12 protein-coding genes and 2 pseudogenes are annotated in these 13,500 nt (G+C 67.7%); 4 read left to right on the top strand and 10 right to left on the bottom strand.

Annotation, left to right across the window (positions count from 1 at the left end; all coding sequences use genetic code 11):
* Window positions 1–27: 27 nt before the first annotated feature.
* Window positions 28–243 (bottom strand): hypothetical protein, encoded by a 216-nt coding sequence (locus tag EKH77_RS00070; protein ID WP_126912397.1) that lies wholly within the window; start codon window positions 241–243, stop codon window positions 28–30.
* A gap of 382 nt (window positions 244–625) precedes the next feature.
* Here EKH77_RS00070 and EKH77_RS00065 point away from each other — a divergent pair, with 382 nt between their 5' ends.
* Both EKH77_RS00065 and EKH77_RS00060 read left to right on the top strand, forming a co-directional pair.
* Window positions 626–2,335 carry a thiamine pyrophosphate-binding protein gene (locus EKH77_RS00065; protein ID WP_126912396.1) on the top strand — a complete coding sequence of 570 codons (1,710 nt, stop codon included), beginning with the start codon at window positions 626–628 and terminating at the stop codon, window positions 2,333–2,335.
* Window positions 2,336–2,454: 119 nt separating this feature from the next.
* Window positions 2,455–3,834: a hypothetical protein gene (locus EKH77_RS00060; protein WP_126912395.1), complete on the top strand. Its 1,380-nt coding sequence runs from the start codon at window positions 2,455–2,457 to the stop codon at window positions 3,832–3,834.
* A 44-nt stretch (window positions 3,835–3,878) separates the two neighbouring features.
* Here the strand turns inward: EKH77_RS00060 and EKH77_RS00055 are convergent, their stop codons facing one another.
* From EKH77_RS00055 to EKH77_RS33515, 3 genes and pseudogenes are all read right to left on the bottom strand, one after another.
* Window positions 3,879–6,386 carry a peroxidase family protein gene (locus EKH77_RS00055; protein WP_346429041.1) on the bottom strand — a complete coding sequence of 836 codons (2,508 nt, stop codon included), beginning with the start codon at window positions 6,384–6,386 and terminating at the stop codon, window positions 3,879–3,881.
* Window positions 6,383–6,751, bottom strand: a complete 369-nt coding sequence (locus tag EKH77_RS34505; protein WP_346429040.1) for a hypothetical protein — start codon at window positions 6,749–6,751, stop codon at window positions 6,383–6,385. Before EKH77_RS34505 ends, EKH77_RS00055 begins: the two co-directional genes overlap by 4 nt.
* 366 nt (window positions 6,752–7,117) lie before the next feature.
* Window positions 7,118–7,402 (bottom strand): annotated as a pseudogene (locus EKH77_RS33515) (hypothetical protein); the annotation flags it as partial.
* A 116-nt stretch (window positions 7,403–7,518) separates the two neighbouring features.
* Between EKH77_RS33515 and EKH77_RS00045 the strand changes: the two are divergent.
* Window positions 7,519–8,347 (top strand): IS5 family transposase gene (locus tag EKH77_RS00045; RefSeq protein ID WP_240667138.1). Its coding sequence is split into 2 segments (ribosomal slippage): window positions 7,519–7,644 and window positions 7,646–8,347, totalling 828 coding nucleotides; the frame shifts between segments, so codons are not numbered across the junction.
* On the opposite strand, the gene EKH77_RS00040 is transcribed toward EKH77_RS00045, so the two are convergent.
* From EKH77_RS00040 to EKH77_RS00010, 6 genes are all read right to left on the bottom strand, one after another.
* On the bottom strand, window positions 8,329–8,781 hold the full coding sequence (locus EKH77_RS00040) for a DUF5959 family protein (protein WP_126912393.1): 453 nt from the start codon (window positions 8,779–8,781) through the stop codon (window positions 8,329–8,331). The two genes, EKH77_RS00045 and EKH77_RS00040, sit on opposite strands and share 19 nt — an antisense overlap.
* 194 nt (window positions 8,782–8,975) lie before the next feature.
* Window positions 8,976–9,314, bottom strand: coding sequence for a hypothetical protein (locus tag EKH77_RS00035; RefSeq protein ID WP_126912392.1), 339 nt, complete (start codon window positions 9,312–9,314; stop codon window positions 8,976–8,978).
* 203 nt (window positions 9,315–9,517) lie between these two features.
* Window positions 9,518–9,910, bottom strand: a complete 393-nt coding sequence (locus EKH77_RS00030; protein ID WP_126912391.1) for a hypothetical protein — start codon at window positions 9,908–9,910, stop codon at window positions 9,518–9,520.
* A gap of 527 nt (window positions 9,911–10,437) precedes the next feature.
* A complete protein-coding gene (locus EKH77_RS00020) occupies window positions 10,438–10,704 on the bottom strand; it encodes a hypothetical protein (protein WP_126912390.1) in 267 nt (88 codons plus the stop codon).
* Between the two features lie 82 nt (window positions 10,705–10,786).
* Window positions 10,787–11,905: a fatty acid desaturase family protein gene (locus EKH77_RS00015; RefSeq protein WP_126912389.1), complete on the bottom strand. Its 1,119-nt coding sequence runs from the start codon at window positions 11,903–11,905 to the stop codon at window positions 10,787–10,789.
* 7 nt (window positions 11,906–11,912) lie between these two features.
* The gene (locus EKH77_RS00010) at window positions 11,913–12,968 is read right to left on the bottom strand and encodes a ferredoxin reductase (protein WP_126912388.1); all 1,056 of its coding nucleotides are present in this window, start codon (window positions 12,966–12,968) and stop codon (window positions 11,913–11,915) included.
* A gap of 87 nt (window positions 12,969–13,055) precedes the next feature.
* Between EKH77_RS00010 and EKH77_RS00005 the strand changes: the two are divergent.
* Window positions 13,056–13,500 (top strand): annotated as a pseudogene (locus tag EKH77_RS00005) (PucR family transcriptional regulator); the annotation flags it as partial.

Here is a 13,500-nt window from a genome sequence, read left to right as displayed (position 1 = left end):
CCTTCGCGGCCGGGAGGAGTCCGATGCTCAGGGCGGGTGGGAGTGCGGGGTCGACGGCGAGTACGCCGCGGGCGACACCGTGGATTTGCTGAAGTCCGGCCGCAGGACTGGGTCCTGCCCCTGGGCGATCCTGCCTCCCATCCGCTTCTCCCCGAGCTCGGCCGCCAGGGACGTGACGGGAACGGTGGCACAGTCGGGGAGCGTCTCCAGGGAATTCCCGGGGACAGCAGGCGTCCCGCTCATGGCGTGACCTTCCTGTCGGCGGAATGGAACGGAAACGGGACGGAGCGGAGGACGGACCCTTCGCCCGCACGGCTGGCACGTCATTGCCCGTTGCGTGTCCGCCGTAATGCAAAATGCGGATGGTGAGTCCCCCGGATGGTGGCGGAGTGTTTTCTCCGAGGGGAGAGCAATAAGTTATGGGCCGTGCGGGTGGCTTACGGCATCCGTATGGGTGCCCCTTGCGTCGGATGCGACCGGACCGACGTGTTCCGGCGACATCACTCTGCTTATCGCATAGGCTTCTGAGTGAAATGCACCCATATGACAGAAACCGCTCTCATGGGTCGAGGTAAGGCCCGATGCGCGACCGGCAGGGTCTCCAGGGCATGAACGAGGAGCGCCGATGAGGGTCTACGAGGCCATCGTCAGGGGGCTGGAAGGCATCGGCGTACAGGCTGCGTTCGGCGGTGCGGGTGAGAACGCCGCCGGCCTGATGCTGGCGCTCAAACACTCGAAGCGGATCCGGCCGGTCATCACGCGGCACGAGCAGGCCGCGTCCTTCATGGCCTGTGGCTATGCGATGTACACCAACAGGCTGGGCTTCTGTTTCGCCACCGCGGGGCCAGGTGCGTTCAATCTGTTCTCCGGTCTGGCCGTGGCGATGTCCGACTCCTACCCGGTCCTGGCCGTTTCGGGCTACGCGTCGAGGCAATGGCAGGGATGGGGATCGCTCAACGAGACCTCGGGTCTGAACCGTACGCCCGACTCCCGGGCCATGTTCGCGGCCACGACGAAGAAGTCCTTCCTGCTCGACGCCGCCGCCGACACGTGCGACGTGCTGGAGGAAGCGGTCAACATCGCCTTCGAGGGCAGGCCCGGGCCCGTGCACATCCACGTTCCCGAGGATCTGACGCACCGAGGCGTCGAGGTCACGAATTTCCGGGACATCCGGCTCGACGTCGCACCCGTCCTGCCCGACCCGGTGCAGGTGGAGGAGATCGCAGCGGTTCTGGCGGACGCCCTGACGAGGCGCAAGAAGGTCGTGGCGCTCGTCGGCTTCGGTGCCGTGCGGAGCGGTGCCGGGCCGGAGATCAAGTGCTTGATCGAGCGGTTCCAGATCCCGCTGCTCACCACGCTGGACGGCAAGGGCATCGTGTCCGAGGGGCATCCGCTGGCGGTGGGGGTCTTCGCCGACAGCGGTCACGCAAGCGCCTGGAAGGCGTTCCGCGAGGCCGAGATCGTGCTGTGCGTCGGTAATTCCCTCAACCAGCACGCCACCTTCAATTATCGCGAGGACCTGTTCCGGGAAAAATTGCTCATCCACGTGAACATCTCCGAGACTGAGTTCCGCAAGACGTACAAGCCCGACTACGCCCTCCTGTCCGACGCGCGCCCGGCGGTGGCGGCCCTCGTGGAAGCGCTGGAGAAGAAGGTCGGCGAGGTACCGCCGGCCGAAGTCGACGGCCGGGACTACGAGGCCCGGCACATCACCCACCTGACCGGGCAGATCCACCCCGGGCAGCTCGCGCAGACGATCGGCCGGATACTGCCGCCGAACGGCGTTCTGCTCGCCGATGCGGGCGCTCACCTGGGATGGCTCGGGTATTACGTGGAGCTGGAAGAGGGACAGAACTTCCGCAAGGCAGGTTCGTTCGGACCGATGGCCGGACACGTCAACGGCGCCATCGGACTGAAGACGGCGCACCCGGACCGGACGGTCGTCGTCGGCTGCGGCGATGGCTGCTACTCACTGTCCGGTTTCGAGCTGATGACCGCCGTCGAGCACGAGATCCCGGTCATCTGGGTCATCTTCGACGACCAGGAATTCAAGCTGATCAAGCTCTTCCAGCTCACGACGTACGGGGAGACGGGGCTGGTCGAGTTCCAGAACCCGGACTTCGCCGCCTACGCGCGGGCGTGCGGCGCCGACGGCTACCGGGTGGAGACGCTCGAGGAGTTCGAGGACGCCTTCGGGGCGGCACTGTCCTCCGGCCGGCCCACCCTCATCGACGCCAGGATCACGCGATGGGCGGTCCCGCACTACAGCCCCTCGCCCGACGGAGTGATCGCCGGTCTTGTCGAGACCGTCGAAGCACGCTTCCGTAGCCCGTAGCCCGTAGCCCGTAGCCCGTAGCCGGCCGGCCGGTCCCGGATTTCGTCCCGGTCACCGTCCCGGTTTCCCGTCCGTCAACGATCCGCGATCCGCGCCCCGTACCAGGGAGGACCCGGCCCATGCAGACATACGGCCATGCCGGCCTCGACGCCCTCATGACCCGGCCGCTGCTCACCTCGGTCTGGCATCGCCGCACCCACCGGGTCAGCCGCGGCAGTTCGGTCGAGGCCGGCTCGATGAGCTGGGCCTCCACGCAGCCGCGCACACCCCTGACAGAGCTCGAAGAGGCCGTCCTGATCGCCATGACGGGATGCACCGGCCTCACCATGCCGGACCGCCCGTTCGCCGACCCTCGCGACGGCAAGCCGATCATGGCCAAGCCGAACCTCAACATGGCCGGACGGACCGCGGGCAGCCCCGACAACGCCCAGGGCACGCACTTCTTCCTGATCAACGACACCGGCACCTACTTCCTGCGCAAACTCCCTCCTCCCGCCGACGGCTCACCGGCGGTGTTCGACACCGAGACCCTGTGCGCGCGTGCGGCCGAGGTGAAGGTGCGACTGCTCGACCACCGCATCGACGTGCCGCACGGGAACCGGGATTTCCCGGCCTACCTCGACTCCAACCGGTTCCTGTCGAACCTGCCGGGCACCACTGTCCTGTTCCCGGTGGTCGACCTCTCCCGGCAGTACATCAACGGGATGATGTATCTGCTGACCCAGCCCGAGGGAGCACGTCCCACCATCGTCGACGACCGCAACTTCTACCGCCCCGCGGGTGTGAAGAAGTGGATGAAGTCGGGATTCCTGAACAAGGACATCAAGCTTCCCCTCGGCACCATCTGGGCGATGCGCACACAGATCGAGGCGGACCTGCTGCTGCAGAACCTCATGCTCACCGCCGACGCGATGGGCCTCGGCGCGTGGATCCACGCATCGCTCGCCCCGCCGGTCATGCTGGGCGACCCCAAGTTCCGTAAGACCTACGGTGCGATGCTCGGCTTCGACTGGGCCACCCCTCGCTGGAAACCGGCGGACCTCCTGCGGTGGCACGTGCCCCTGCCCCGCTTCTCCAACCTGCGAGCGACCACCGTGGGCCTGCGCCACGACGGAGAGCACCTGATCAAGTCGATGTGCCCGCCGAACTACGCCTCGATGGCCGACGCGGTCGACGCCGTCGTGGCGGACAAGTTCGGGCCGAAGGGCATCTACTCCGACGAAGGGCTGTTCGCACGCATCTACCGAGGCGAGTTCGGATCCCAGTACCTGCGCCAGGCCAGCAACTACTCCGCCGACGTCATCGCGTGCACACGCGACATCTGCACCTACATCTACGAGACCCATGGGCGCTTTCCCGCACACTGCGACACAATCCACGCCCCAGGGGTCTGGCTGCAGGCGCATCACGTCGAGAACGACTACTACGAGCACTTCTTCCGCAACGGGCTGACCGAGGACCACCGAATGCACGATCAGCGGTGGCACACAACCGGGTAGGCCGTGCACCGCTGCCGCCGGCGGCGGCCGGTCCCGTGCCCTCCTCAGTCGCTGCCGGGCCCGGAGTTGTTCCGGGCGGGCTCGACCGGGCGCCACGGCACGAACGCGTTGGCCGAGCGCGGCAGGAAGCTCGCCAGCTCGGGACAGTGCCGCAACAGGACGCTCGTCATGCCGTTGCGCTCGATCCAGTCCATGCCGAGGGGCGTGTACACCTCGGGACGGAAGTCGACGGTGAGGAAGCGGTCGCTCTGCAGCCGCCTGCTGGCCATCACGATGAAGATGCGGAAGGCCGTGTCGCTGAAACCGAAGCCCTGGGGTGGGTTCTCGGCGAAGAGGCCGACCATGGTGTCGATGTCGTCGACGGTGCGGTAGACGTCCTTCAGCCGTGCGAGGGTCTCCGGCTCGGTGGACAGCTCCTCGAATCGCTTGATGCGCGGCTTGTGCAGGCCGCTGCGGAAGTCGTTGTAGCGAGGAACGCCGCGGCGCCGGGTGCGTACCAGATCGACCACGGACAGGTCGATCACCTCACCGTCCCGTTCGAAGGCCTGCAGCGCGCGAGGGAAGTTGTGCAGGGTGATCGCCCCGGGGTGGGCGATTCCGAGTGAGTACAGCGCGTTCGCCAGTCCGGTCTTGCGGATGAGGGGCTCCGCGGCGGCACCCTGCACGGCGTTGAAGTCCAAGGTGTCGATCCGGTGCCCGAACCTGTGGTCGACGATCTCGAAGTCGTCCGGGATCAGCGGATGCATCCGGTAGACGGTGACGAAGTCCTCGGTGAGGGAGTAGGGCGCGGCGTGGTGGTCCGGCAGGGTCTTGGGAATACCGGTGAGCGAATGCGCCTCGAACATCCACAGACCCAGCTGGGTGAGCCAGTTCTTCGGAGGGCCCTGCCAGTTGGTCCGCAAGGAGATCTCGATCGTCTCCGTCGCCAGGATCGCGGGGGTCCATTCCACGGTGTGGATCTTGGCGATGAGGGCGGAGACGATGAGGCGCGCCGTGTGATACACCCGGTTCTGGTCCATGTGCGGGTATTCCCGCCGCAGCGCTTCACAGACGGCGTTGTGTTCGCGCGCGAAGACGGTGTGCATGGAACTGAGGCCGAGCCACCAGCTCTCCCTGAACCCGGTCAGCGGGATGCCGTCGGGGCCGAGCGGCAGGTGCCCGTCCTCCAGGCGCAGCGCCGCGCCACCGCCCGGCTCGCGCAGCGACATCGCAGCCTGCTGGTCACCGCCGTAGACCTCCGAACCGTCCCACCAATGGGACGCGACATTGCCGAAGAGAGCCGGCGGCGCGAGGCCGCCGGGCGGCTGCACACCCTTGTTCTCGGTGAACCGCATGACGTTCTCGGGCGGTCCGCCGGGGGAGTTGCGCCAGGTCATGCCGGGCGGGAGCGGCACTTCCACGCTCCGCGTGCCGACGGGGTAGCGCTGGTGGTTGACCCAGTCGTGCACTTGGAACTGGATCCACGCGGCGGCGAGGACGTTCAGCGACCGGGCGGGGATGAAGGCGTCACGGTGGAGCAGCTGTCTGCTGACGGTGACGGGATTGGGGCTGTCGAACAGGTCGGGGCGGTAGACCGGTGCGAGGTTGCGGCCGAACGTGGCGCCGACGGCGCCCATCTTCGGAGCGGACAGGTCGTTGTACGTACCGTCGTAGCTGCGCTCCACCCGTAGCTGTTCCTCGACGGGCGGAGGCACCGACTGCGCCTTCGGCGGAGCCTGGTGGACCTCCGTGTCGATCAGGTTCTCGCGGCGCAGGGTCTGGCGGAGCGCGACGAGGTTGAGCAGGCCGAGCCGGGTCGGCAACCGGTACCAGGGGACGAACCGGTTGAGAGCACGGAACCCCGCGCGCAGCGGAACGCCGAGTACGGCGTTGTGCAAGGGTTCCTCGGAGACGAAGCGATACCCCAGGCGCAGGGCGCTGCTGGCCTCGTAGGCGGCTTTGCGGGCCCGGTTGAGGTTGCCCAAGGGGCGGAAGTCCTCCGTGGTGTTCCACGGGTTGAAGGCGAGCTGCTCGACCCGGGTGGCGGTGGCACGCGCCGGGGAGGCGTCCAGGTCCTGGCGCGGGACGGTCAGCGTCGCCACGGGAATCACCGGCGTGGCGGACTCCTTCCACTCGGCCGCGCCGTCCTCGATGGGCGTGCGCTCACTGTCCACGTAGCGTTGCACGCACAACTCGAAGACGATGTCCGCCGTGCGCAGGCGATGGGCGAGCTCGTGCTGCAGGTGGTCGGGGTCGGTACGGGAAGGGGGAGGCGCGGCTGCCGAGGGTGCGTCCGGGGCGGGGCGGAGCTGATAGCGCACGGGCCCGGCGTCGCCCCACAGGACGGCTCCACGGCTCCAGTACGTCTCGAATGCGAGGCTGCGCACTGTGTGCCGGGTTCCGGCGCGTACGTTGCGGCGCATGCGCCTGGCCGTGGGCCTGCCCACGGCCAGGGGCAGCTTGACGAACAGAGCGAATGCTTTGCGGGGCATCGAGTCGGCCCCGGCCATAGCCTTCGCGAACGCCACGAACTCGTGTGCGTTGCGGGCGTGGGAGACCGGGAAACTGGTCATGAGGAGGTCGTGGGACTTGTCCGGCCCGGTCCGGATCCGCAGCGCCGCCCCTCGCAGGTCGGGGCGTAGTCGGGTTGCCGTGCCCCGCTCGCGTTGGACAGGCGGAGGGTGACGGGATATTCCGCTCCTGGCTGTACGAAGCCTGCCCGCAGATCGCCGGGGAGGTCGTCGCGGATCGTCAGCCGGGCGTTCTCGACACCGAGGACCGCCTTCGCATGGAAGGTCCGCGCGATGCCGGTGGCCCCGCTGCGCTTCTTGACCTTGATCTGCACCCGCATCAGGTCGTGGACGAGCCGCTCGACGAGGATGCGCTCCGCCTCGGGGGACCCACCGGCGTAGCGTTCGTACTGCCCGGCATCGTGCATCGTTGCTTCTTTCCGAACGTGACGCCCTCTGATGACGGGGAGGGGGAGAGGGGCGGTCACGATCACAGCGCGGCTGCTCTGCCTGTAGAAAGGTGCTATATAGACCTATATAGGCAATCTGTTCTATCTATAATGATTTTGCACTCCAGTGGTAGGCGATGCCGAGCGCTGCGCGGCAGACGGGTGCATGACGGGCACGGGTGGGACGGCCGGTGCCGTCCCACCGGCCTGAACACCTCCACCTGGCTCGAGGTGCGCGCGGCGTTCCATGGCCACGGAGTCACCGAGCCGAATTACCGGTGGCGGACCGCTGGATCTGGTCCGAGGGCTGGGCCGGCGTGACTGGCCGCCTCGGCTGCCGCGGCGCCCCGCCGACAGGTTGGGCACATCCCGCCGGTACAGCTGTGCGAGGCCGATCATCGGCAGCGGGTCCGTCTCGGAAGCCCCGGGCATGCGGTGCTCCCGGTGCAGCTCGTCCAGTAGCTCCCGCTCCTCGTCCGTCGGGCCCGGGGCCTGCTCGCGGGCCCACGCGGAAGCCATGATTCGCCGATGGCGGCGGATGTCGGCCGGGCGCCGACCACGCCCACGGCCGTGCGCCTCGCCGCACACCGGCCACGGCTCGTCCGTCGGCCACAACATGGGACCGCCCAAGGGGCTGGCCGAAGGCCCTGGTCTGCCCGGCCGCGGGTGGAGCCGGGTGGTCGTCCCCCGAAAAGCAACCAGTTCCGGAAAGAGGGCCTCGACATCGAGAGGGCGTGGGGGGCGGCGTGGTTCGACCGACGTCGTGGGAAGTTGACGATGGGTTGTGGGCGGTGATCGAGCCGCTGCTGCCCAAGGTCGAGCGGCGGGTTCGGTATCCCGGGCGGAAGCGGCATCCGGACCGGTTGGTGTTCCAGGGGGATCCTGCTCGTGCTGCATACCGGGATCGCTTGGGAGCACCTTCCGCAGGAGATCGGCTTCGGTTCGGGGATGACGTGCTGGCGTCGCCTGGCCGAGTGGACCGAGGCCGGCGTGTGGCCCCGGCTGCACCAGGTGCTCCTTGCCTTGCTCCGCGGAGCGAATGCCCTGGACTTCTCTCGGGCGGCGGTCGATGGCTCCCACATCCGTGCGTTAAAGGGGAGCAATAAGACGGGACGAAGCCCTGTCGACCGGGGCAGAACCGTTAGCGAACACCATCTGATCACTGATGCCACCGGTATCCCGCTCGCCGCAACCCTGACCGGCGGCAACCGCAACGACGTTACCCAGCTGCTCCCACTTCTGGAGGCGGTGCCGCCGGTGCGGGGCAAACGCGGTCGGCCCCGGCGCCGCCCGGACGTCCTGCTCGCCGACCGCGGGTACGACCATGACAAGTACCGTCGCCTGGTTTGGGACCTCGGTGTGAAGCAGATGATCGCCCGCCGGGGCACCGCGCACGGCTCTGGTCCGGGAGCTCAACGCTGGGTGGTCGAGCGCGCCTTCGCCCACCTCCACTGGTTCCGCCGCCTTCGGATCCGATGGGAGGTCCGCGACGACATCCACGAAGCCTTCCTGACCCTCGGATGTGCACTTGTCTGCCGGCGCCGGCTGGCCGAAGCTCAGCGCCGCCACTCATAGACGCCCCATGAGCGTTCGAGGACCTCGCTCGGCCACTCCTGTCGTACCCGCGCGAGCAGCCTCCGCTGTTCGTCGATCCAGCCCTCTTCGAGGCACAACGGAATGAACACGGAGACGCACGAACTGCCTAGGTCCTCCACACGGACAGCGACCGTCTCATGTTCTTCGTTGTAGGGCTGGATCCTGATCTCGGGACTGTGGTCGTCGTCCCTCCAGCAGATGTCCTGACCTGCGGAAAGTCGGTCCAGAGCGCGAGCCCAGCTCTCCAGGTCGGATGGCCGCAGGGCCGTGGCCAGCCGACCGCTCACGAAGCTGCTCGTGATGAGGACCTCCGCGTCGAGCAGGTCATGAAGGTGCGGCACGCCCGGCGACCTGCGCCCCAACACGCGCACCCGGAAGCTGTTGTCGCCATCCGAGAGGCTGATCAGTTCCACAGTGCACCCTCATCCTTGCTTGCCCACCCCTGCCAGGGCTCATGGTGCTGACACAGATCTTCAGGCACAACCAGATTGCCCGACGTCATTCTGTTAGGGGTTCTAAGAGCGCCGCTCCGGGCGTGGGCGAGGACCTGCCCCAGCCCGCCCTGCGCGAGCCGCTACCGTGCGTTTGCGGGGCGCGGCGATCTTGTTCAGCTGATGACCAGTGCGGCCACGGCGACGTGGGCGAGGATCTGTACAGCCAGAAGCCCGGCCCGCGCTGTTCGTATCCAGCGCCGGTGGCTCGGCACGCCGGCGGCCAGGGACCCGCAGACGGCCGAGGTGGCGAAGGCCGCGTACGTCCATTCGTCGGGCACCTGTGAGCAGTGCTCGCCGTAGGTGATGCAGCGCCCGCCGTAATCCGAAGCCAGATAGAGGAACCCACAGGCGAGGACGGTGGGGATCAGCAGGGCGAGGGCGATGCGCGCGCACCGCTGTCGGGCGCGGTCCTGAAGGAGGCTGGAGTCCTCGGAAGTAGCGGTTTGGCTCATGGGCACCATCGAACGCCCTCCCGCCACACCTGGGGATCGGTGTTCGTACTCAAACCGGTGTGAGTAGCCCACCTCGAGCCCGCCCGCACCACGGATACCCCTCGGGCGAGAGCAGTCGGGCGGGGCGGGACTGTGGTGCGGGCACCCCGGCCCTCGCCGGTGTGGAAGCCGCCTGTCGAGCTGGTCGGCGAAATGGAGGTTTCTTACGTGTTGAACGCGCTCAGTTTGACCCGGGCTGTGTTCTGGCTCTGGTAGTTGACACTGAGTTCTACGATCGCGGCCTGGCCGGCGGGCTTGTCGCTCTGGCGGAGGCTCCACAAGCAGAGGTCCCCCGCGCAGTCGCCGTCGTCGACCCGGGGGAAAGCCTCCCTCAGGCGGGCAGCGACGCCTTCGCGGGGCATCGTGAACTCGGCCGAGTAGGTGCGGTCCAGCCACGCGCCCTCGTTGACGCACTTCTTGTCGGTGGCCTGCTGGGGCATGTGGCCGCCGGCGAATTCCATCACCTCGCCGCACGAGGCCGCATGGGGAATGAACATCGAGAAGATGAAGGGCCAGACCAGGCCCGCACCAGCGGCGACGCCTCCCACAGCGGCCACGAACGGAACCAGCCGCCGCAACCGGTTCTGGGGCCGCGGGGGAGGCCAGCCGGGCCATTGCTGGCGAGCGGGGGGAGAAGCAGAGAGGTGGTCCCGAGAAGTCACAAGATTCCGATCTTGAGATGATTGATCCACTTCATCCGGACGCTCCTCTTCCCGGCAACGGTTCCCGTACGGGACGAGCTGCCGGTGTCGGCCTGAGCCGGGGCGTATGCCTTTTGGGGCGCGGTCGCCCTTGTCGCGATCCGGCTGCCGGGCACTCCTTAGTCTTGGCGGGGCGGTGTCCGTCGCGCCATCGCCACGGTCTGGGCGAGCAATTCGGCGAAGAGCAGGGCTGTTTCCGCAGGCGGCGCGGCGGCCAGCGGAGGAGCCTTGGCCGGCGGTGCTGGCGAAGTGAGGACCACAGCCGTGGACTTTTCCGTGGGCGGCAGGGGGCGCCTGCTGTCCACCGTCAGCATGTCGGCGATCAGGCATGTGACCTCGCCGTCGTGGTCGCGGCCGATCCAGTCCTCTCCGTCCCACTCGGACTATATCTCCACCTTGCCCAGTATCAGGGGGTATGTCCCTGACGCCTCCGGGTTGTGCAGCAGCAGGGTGTTCGGGACACGGCCGAGATCTTCGGCTGCCCGCTCGGCCGCCCGGCGCAGCCGCACGGGGTCCAGGTCATGGCCGTCGGGGAAGTACCCGATCTTGGTGGAGATAGAGAACTGGGGCAGCAGGTCGCCCACTACGCCTCTGAGTGTCCGGTGGGAGGCGAAGTGGTCGTAGTCGTATGCCGTGTCCAGTGCGGTCACGCCGAGCTGGAGGGCTCCTTCGAGAAGGTCACGGGAGGACGCCCGGTATGGCCCGAGGCTGGATCTGGACCAATACCGGGGATCAGGCCGCGACGAGCTCCTGCTCGCGGCCCGGCGTCTTGACCTTAGGCTTCTTGTTCGGCAGCGAGAGCCGGAAGACCTTGTGCCAGGCGGAGAACACCTGCTTGGGCAGCGGCCCGGTGACGTACTCCAGCTCGTACTTTTCGAACAGCGCGCGCACCTTCACCGCGACCTCGGCGTACCGGTTGCTCGGCAGGTCCGGGAACAGGTGGTGCTCGATCTGGTGCGAGAGGTTGCCGGTCATGAAGTGCATGGCCCTGCCGCCGCTGATGTTCGCCGAGCCCATCATCTGGCGCAGGTACCACTGGCCGCGCGTCTCGTCCTTGATCGACCGGCGCTCGAAGACCTGTACGCCCTCGGGGAAGTGCCCGCACATGATCACCGAGTGGGACCAGATGTTGCGGACCAGGTTCGCGGTGAACGTGGCGGCGAGCGTGGTGAGAAACGACGGGCCCGACAGCAGCGGGTGGATCACATAGTCCTTGAGCACCTGCTTGCGGATCTTGCGGCCCACGGCCTTGGCCCGCGCGCGGAACTCCGGGTCCTTGCGGCGGCGCTTGTGCAGGTTCTTGCCGAGCTCCAGGTCGTACGCTGCGATGCCGTACTCGAAGAAGCAGGCGTTGATGAAGTTCCACAGCGGCTGGCCGAGGTGGAACGGGTGCCACCTCTGGTCCTCGTCGACGCGCATGATGCCGTAGCCGAGGTCGTTGTCCTTGCCGATCACATTGGTGTACGTGTGGTGCAGCTCGTTGTGCGAGTGCTTCCACTGGTCGGACGGCGAGACGTGATCCCACTCCCAGGTGGTGGAGTGGATCTTCGGGTCCCGCATCCAGTCCCACTGACCGTGCAGGACGTTGTGGCCGATCTCCATATTGTCCATGATCTTCGCCACGGACAGACCGGCGGTACCGAGCAGCCACGCGGGCGGGAAGATCGAGAACAACAGCACGCCCCTGCTGAACAGCTCGAGCTTGCGCTGCGCCGAGATGACCTTACGGATGTAGGCGGCGTCCTTCTCGCCGCGGTCGGCGAGCACCTCGTCGCGGATCGCGTCCAGCTCGCGGCCAAGCTCCTCGATCTGCTCCGCGCTCAGGTGGGCGGTGGGGTCGATGGCGGTCAAGGTGCTCCTACCGTTCGATGTCGCAGGGGCCCGCCGCGGCGGACACGCAGGTCTGGATGAGGACGCCCGGCTCGGCCTCGGTGATATCGCCGGTGCGCAGATCGCGGACGGCACCCGCCTTGAGCGGTGTGACGCAGCCGAAGCAGATGCCCATGCGGCACCCGGAGGGCATGAGCACGCCGGCCTCCTCGCCGATGTCCAGCAGCGGCGTGGCGCCGTCCGCGTCGACGGTCTTGCCGGTGGCGCTGAACGTGACCTCGCCGCCGTCGCCTGCGACGACGATGCCGGGGCGGAAGCGTTCGATGTGCAGGCGTTCCTGTACGCCGTGCTCGGTCCAGTGCTCTTCGGCGGCGTCGAGCAGGCCCGCGGGCCCGCAAGCCCAGGTCTCGCGCTCGGCCCAGTCGGGCACGAGTTCGCCGAGACGGGCGATGTCGAGCATGCCGTCCGTGTCGGTGTGCACCTCGGTGAGGCGCAGCTTCTTGTCCGCGACCAGGTCGTGCAGTTCGTTGCGGAAGATCACGTCTTGCGGCTGTGGCGCGCAGTGGATCATGACAACGTCGTCGAACTCCGTGTCGCGCAGCATGCCCATCACGGGCGTGATGCCGCTGCCGACCGTCAGATAGAGCACCTTGGCGGGCTTGGCCTGCGGCAGCATGAAGTCACCGGACGCCTGGTCGAGCTGGATCAGCGTGCCCGGTGTCACCCTGCGGACCAGGTGGTTGCTGACCTTGCCGTCCGGGATCGCCTTTACGGTGATCGTGACGCGGCCGTCCTGGCGGTTTGCCGGCGAGGTGATGGAGTAGGCACGCCACAGGCGCCTCCCGTCGACATCGACCCCGATCCGCACATACTGACCGGCTGTGTGGCCGCGCCAGCCCCGTCCCGGCCTGATCACGATGGTCGCGGCGTCACCCGTCTCGGGGTGCACGGCCTCGATGCGTCCACGCAGGTCAGCGCCTGCCCGCAGCGGGCTGACCAGGTCGAGGTAGTCCGACGGCAGCAGCGGCGTCGTGACCATCTCCAGCAGTTTCCACGCCCTGCTACGGAGGGCTGCACTCGTCATGACCCCAGCTTGCTGCGCCTCAAGGCGTAAAGTCCTGACCGTAGGATGTAAATCTGGTCGGATGAATTGTTCGCAGGGAACAAAAACGTGAGCCATGCAATCCGGAGGGCCAGCGAACTGGCCCTCGATGAGACGACGGTCACCGCACTTCGGGCCGCGCTGAAGACCACCGCGACGAGGTCGTCCAGGCGATCATCGACGAGGTCCCTCCCTACGCCAATGCCCTTTCGGGCAGCATGGGTGGCACCATCCGCCGAGCCGTCCGCACCGCGCTGGGGCACTACCTGGACCTCGCGAGCGGGAACGCCACAGGCGGCGACGCCGGTGACGCGGCCTACGAGCTGGGCCGCGGCGAGGTGCGCGACGGCCGTTCGATGGACGCCCTGCTCAGCGCCTACCGCGTCGGCGCCCGCGTGGCCTGGCGATGCCTGGCAGCGGGTGCCGTACCCGCAGGTCTGCCCGCCGCCGAAGTCGCCAAGTTCGCCGAGCTGACCTTCGCCTACATTGACGAGCTCTCCGCCGCCAGCGCCGC

Source organism: Streptomyces luteoverticillatus (assembly GCF_003970715.1).
Taxonomy (GTDB): Bacteria; Actinomycetota; Actinomycetes; order Streptomycetales; family Streptomycetaceae; genus Streptomyces; species Streptomyces abikoensis.
Note: the sequence above shows the minus strand (reverse complement) of the source record. Positions and strands in the feature narration are given on the sequence as shown.

Excerpts from the sequence above, each read along its gene's own strand:
- EKH77_RS00035 (WP_126912392.1), bottom strand. The coding sequence starts at position 9,314 with ATGAGCCAAACCGCTACTTCCGAGGACTCCAGCCTCCTTCAGGACCGC.
- EKH77_RS00010 (WP_126912388.1), bottom strand. The coding sequence starts at position 12,968 with ATGACGAGTGCAGCCCTCCGTAGCAGGGCGTGGAAACTGCTGGAGATG.
- EKH77_RS00060 (WP_126912395.1), top strand. The coding sequence starts at position 2,455 with ATGCAGACATACGGCCATGCCGGCCTCGACGCCCTCATGACCCGGCCG.
- EKH77_RS00070 (WP_126912397.1), bottom strand. The coding sequence starts at position 243 with ATGAGCGGGACGCCTGCTGTCCCCGGGAATTCCCTGGAGACGCTCCCC.
- EKH77_RS34505 (WP_346429040.1), bottom strand. The coding sequence starts at position 6,751 with ATGCACGATGCCGGGCAGTACGAACGCTACGCCGGTGGGTCCCCCGAG.
- EKH77_RS00055 (WP_346429041.1), bottom strand. The coding sequence starts at position 6,386 with ATGACCAGTTTCCCGGTCTCCCACGCCCGCAACGCACACGAGTTCGTG.
- EKH77_RS00065 (WP_126912396.1), top strand. The coding sequence starts at position 626 with ATGAGGGTCTACGAGGCCATCGTCAGGGGGCTGGAAGGCATCGGCGTA.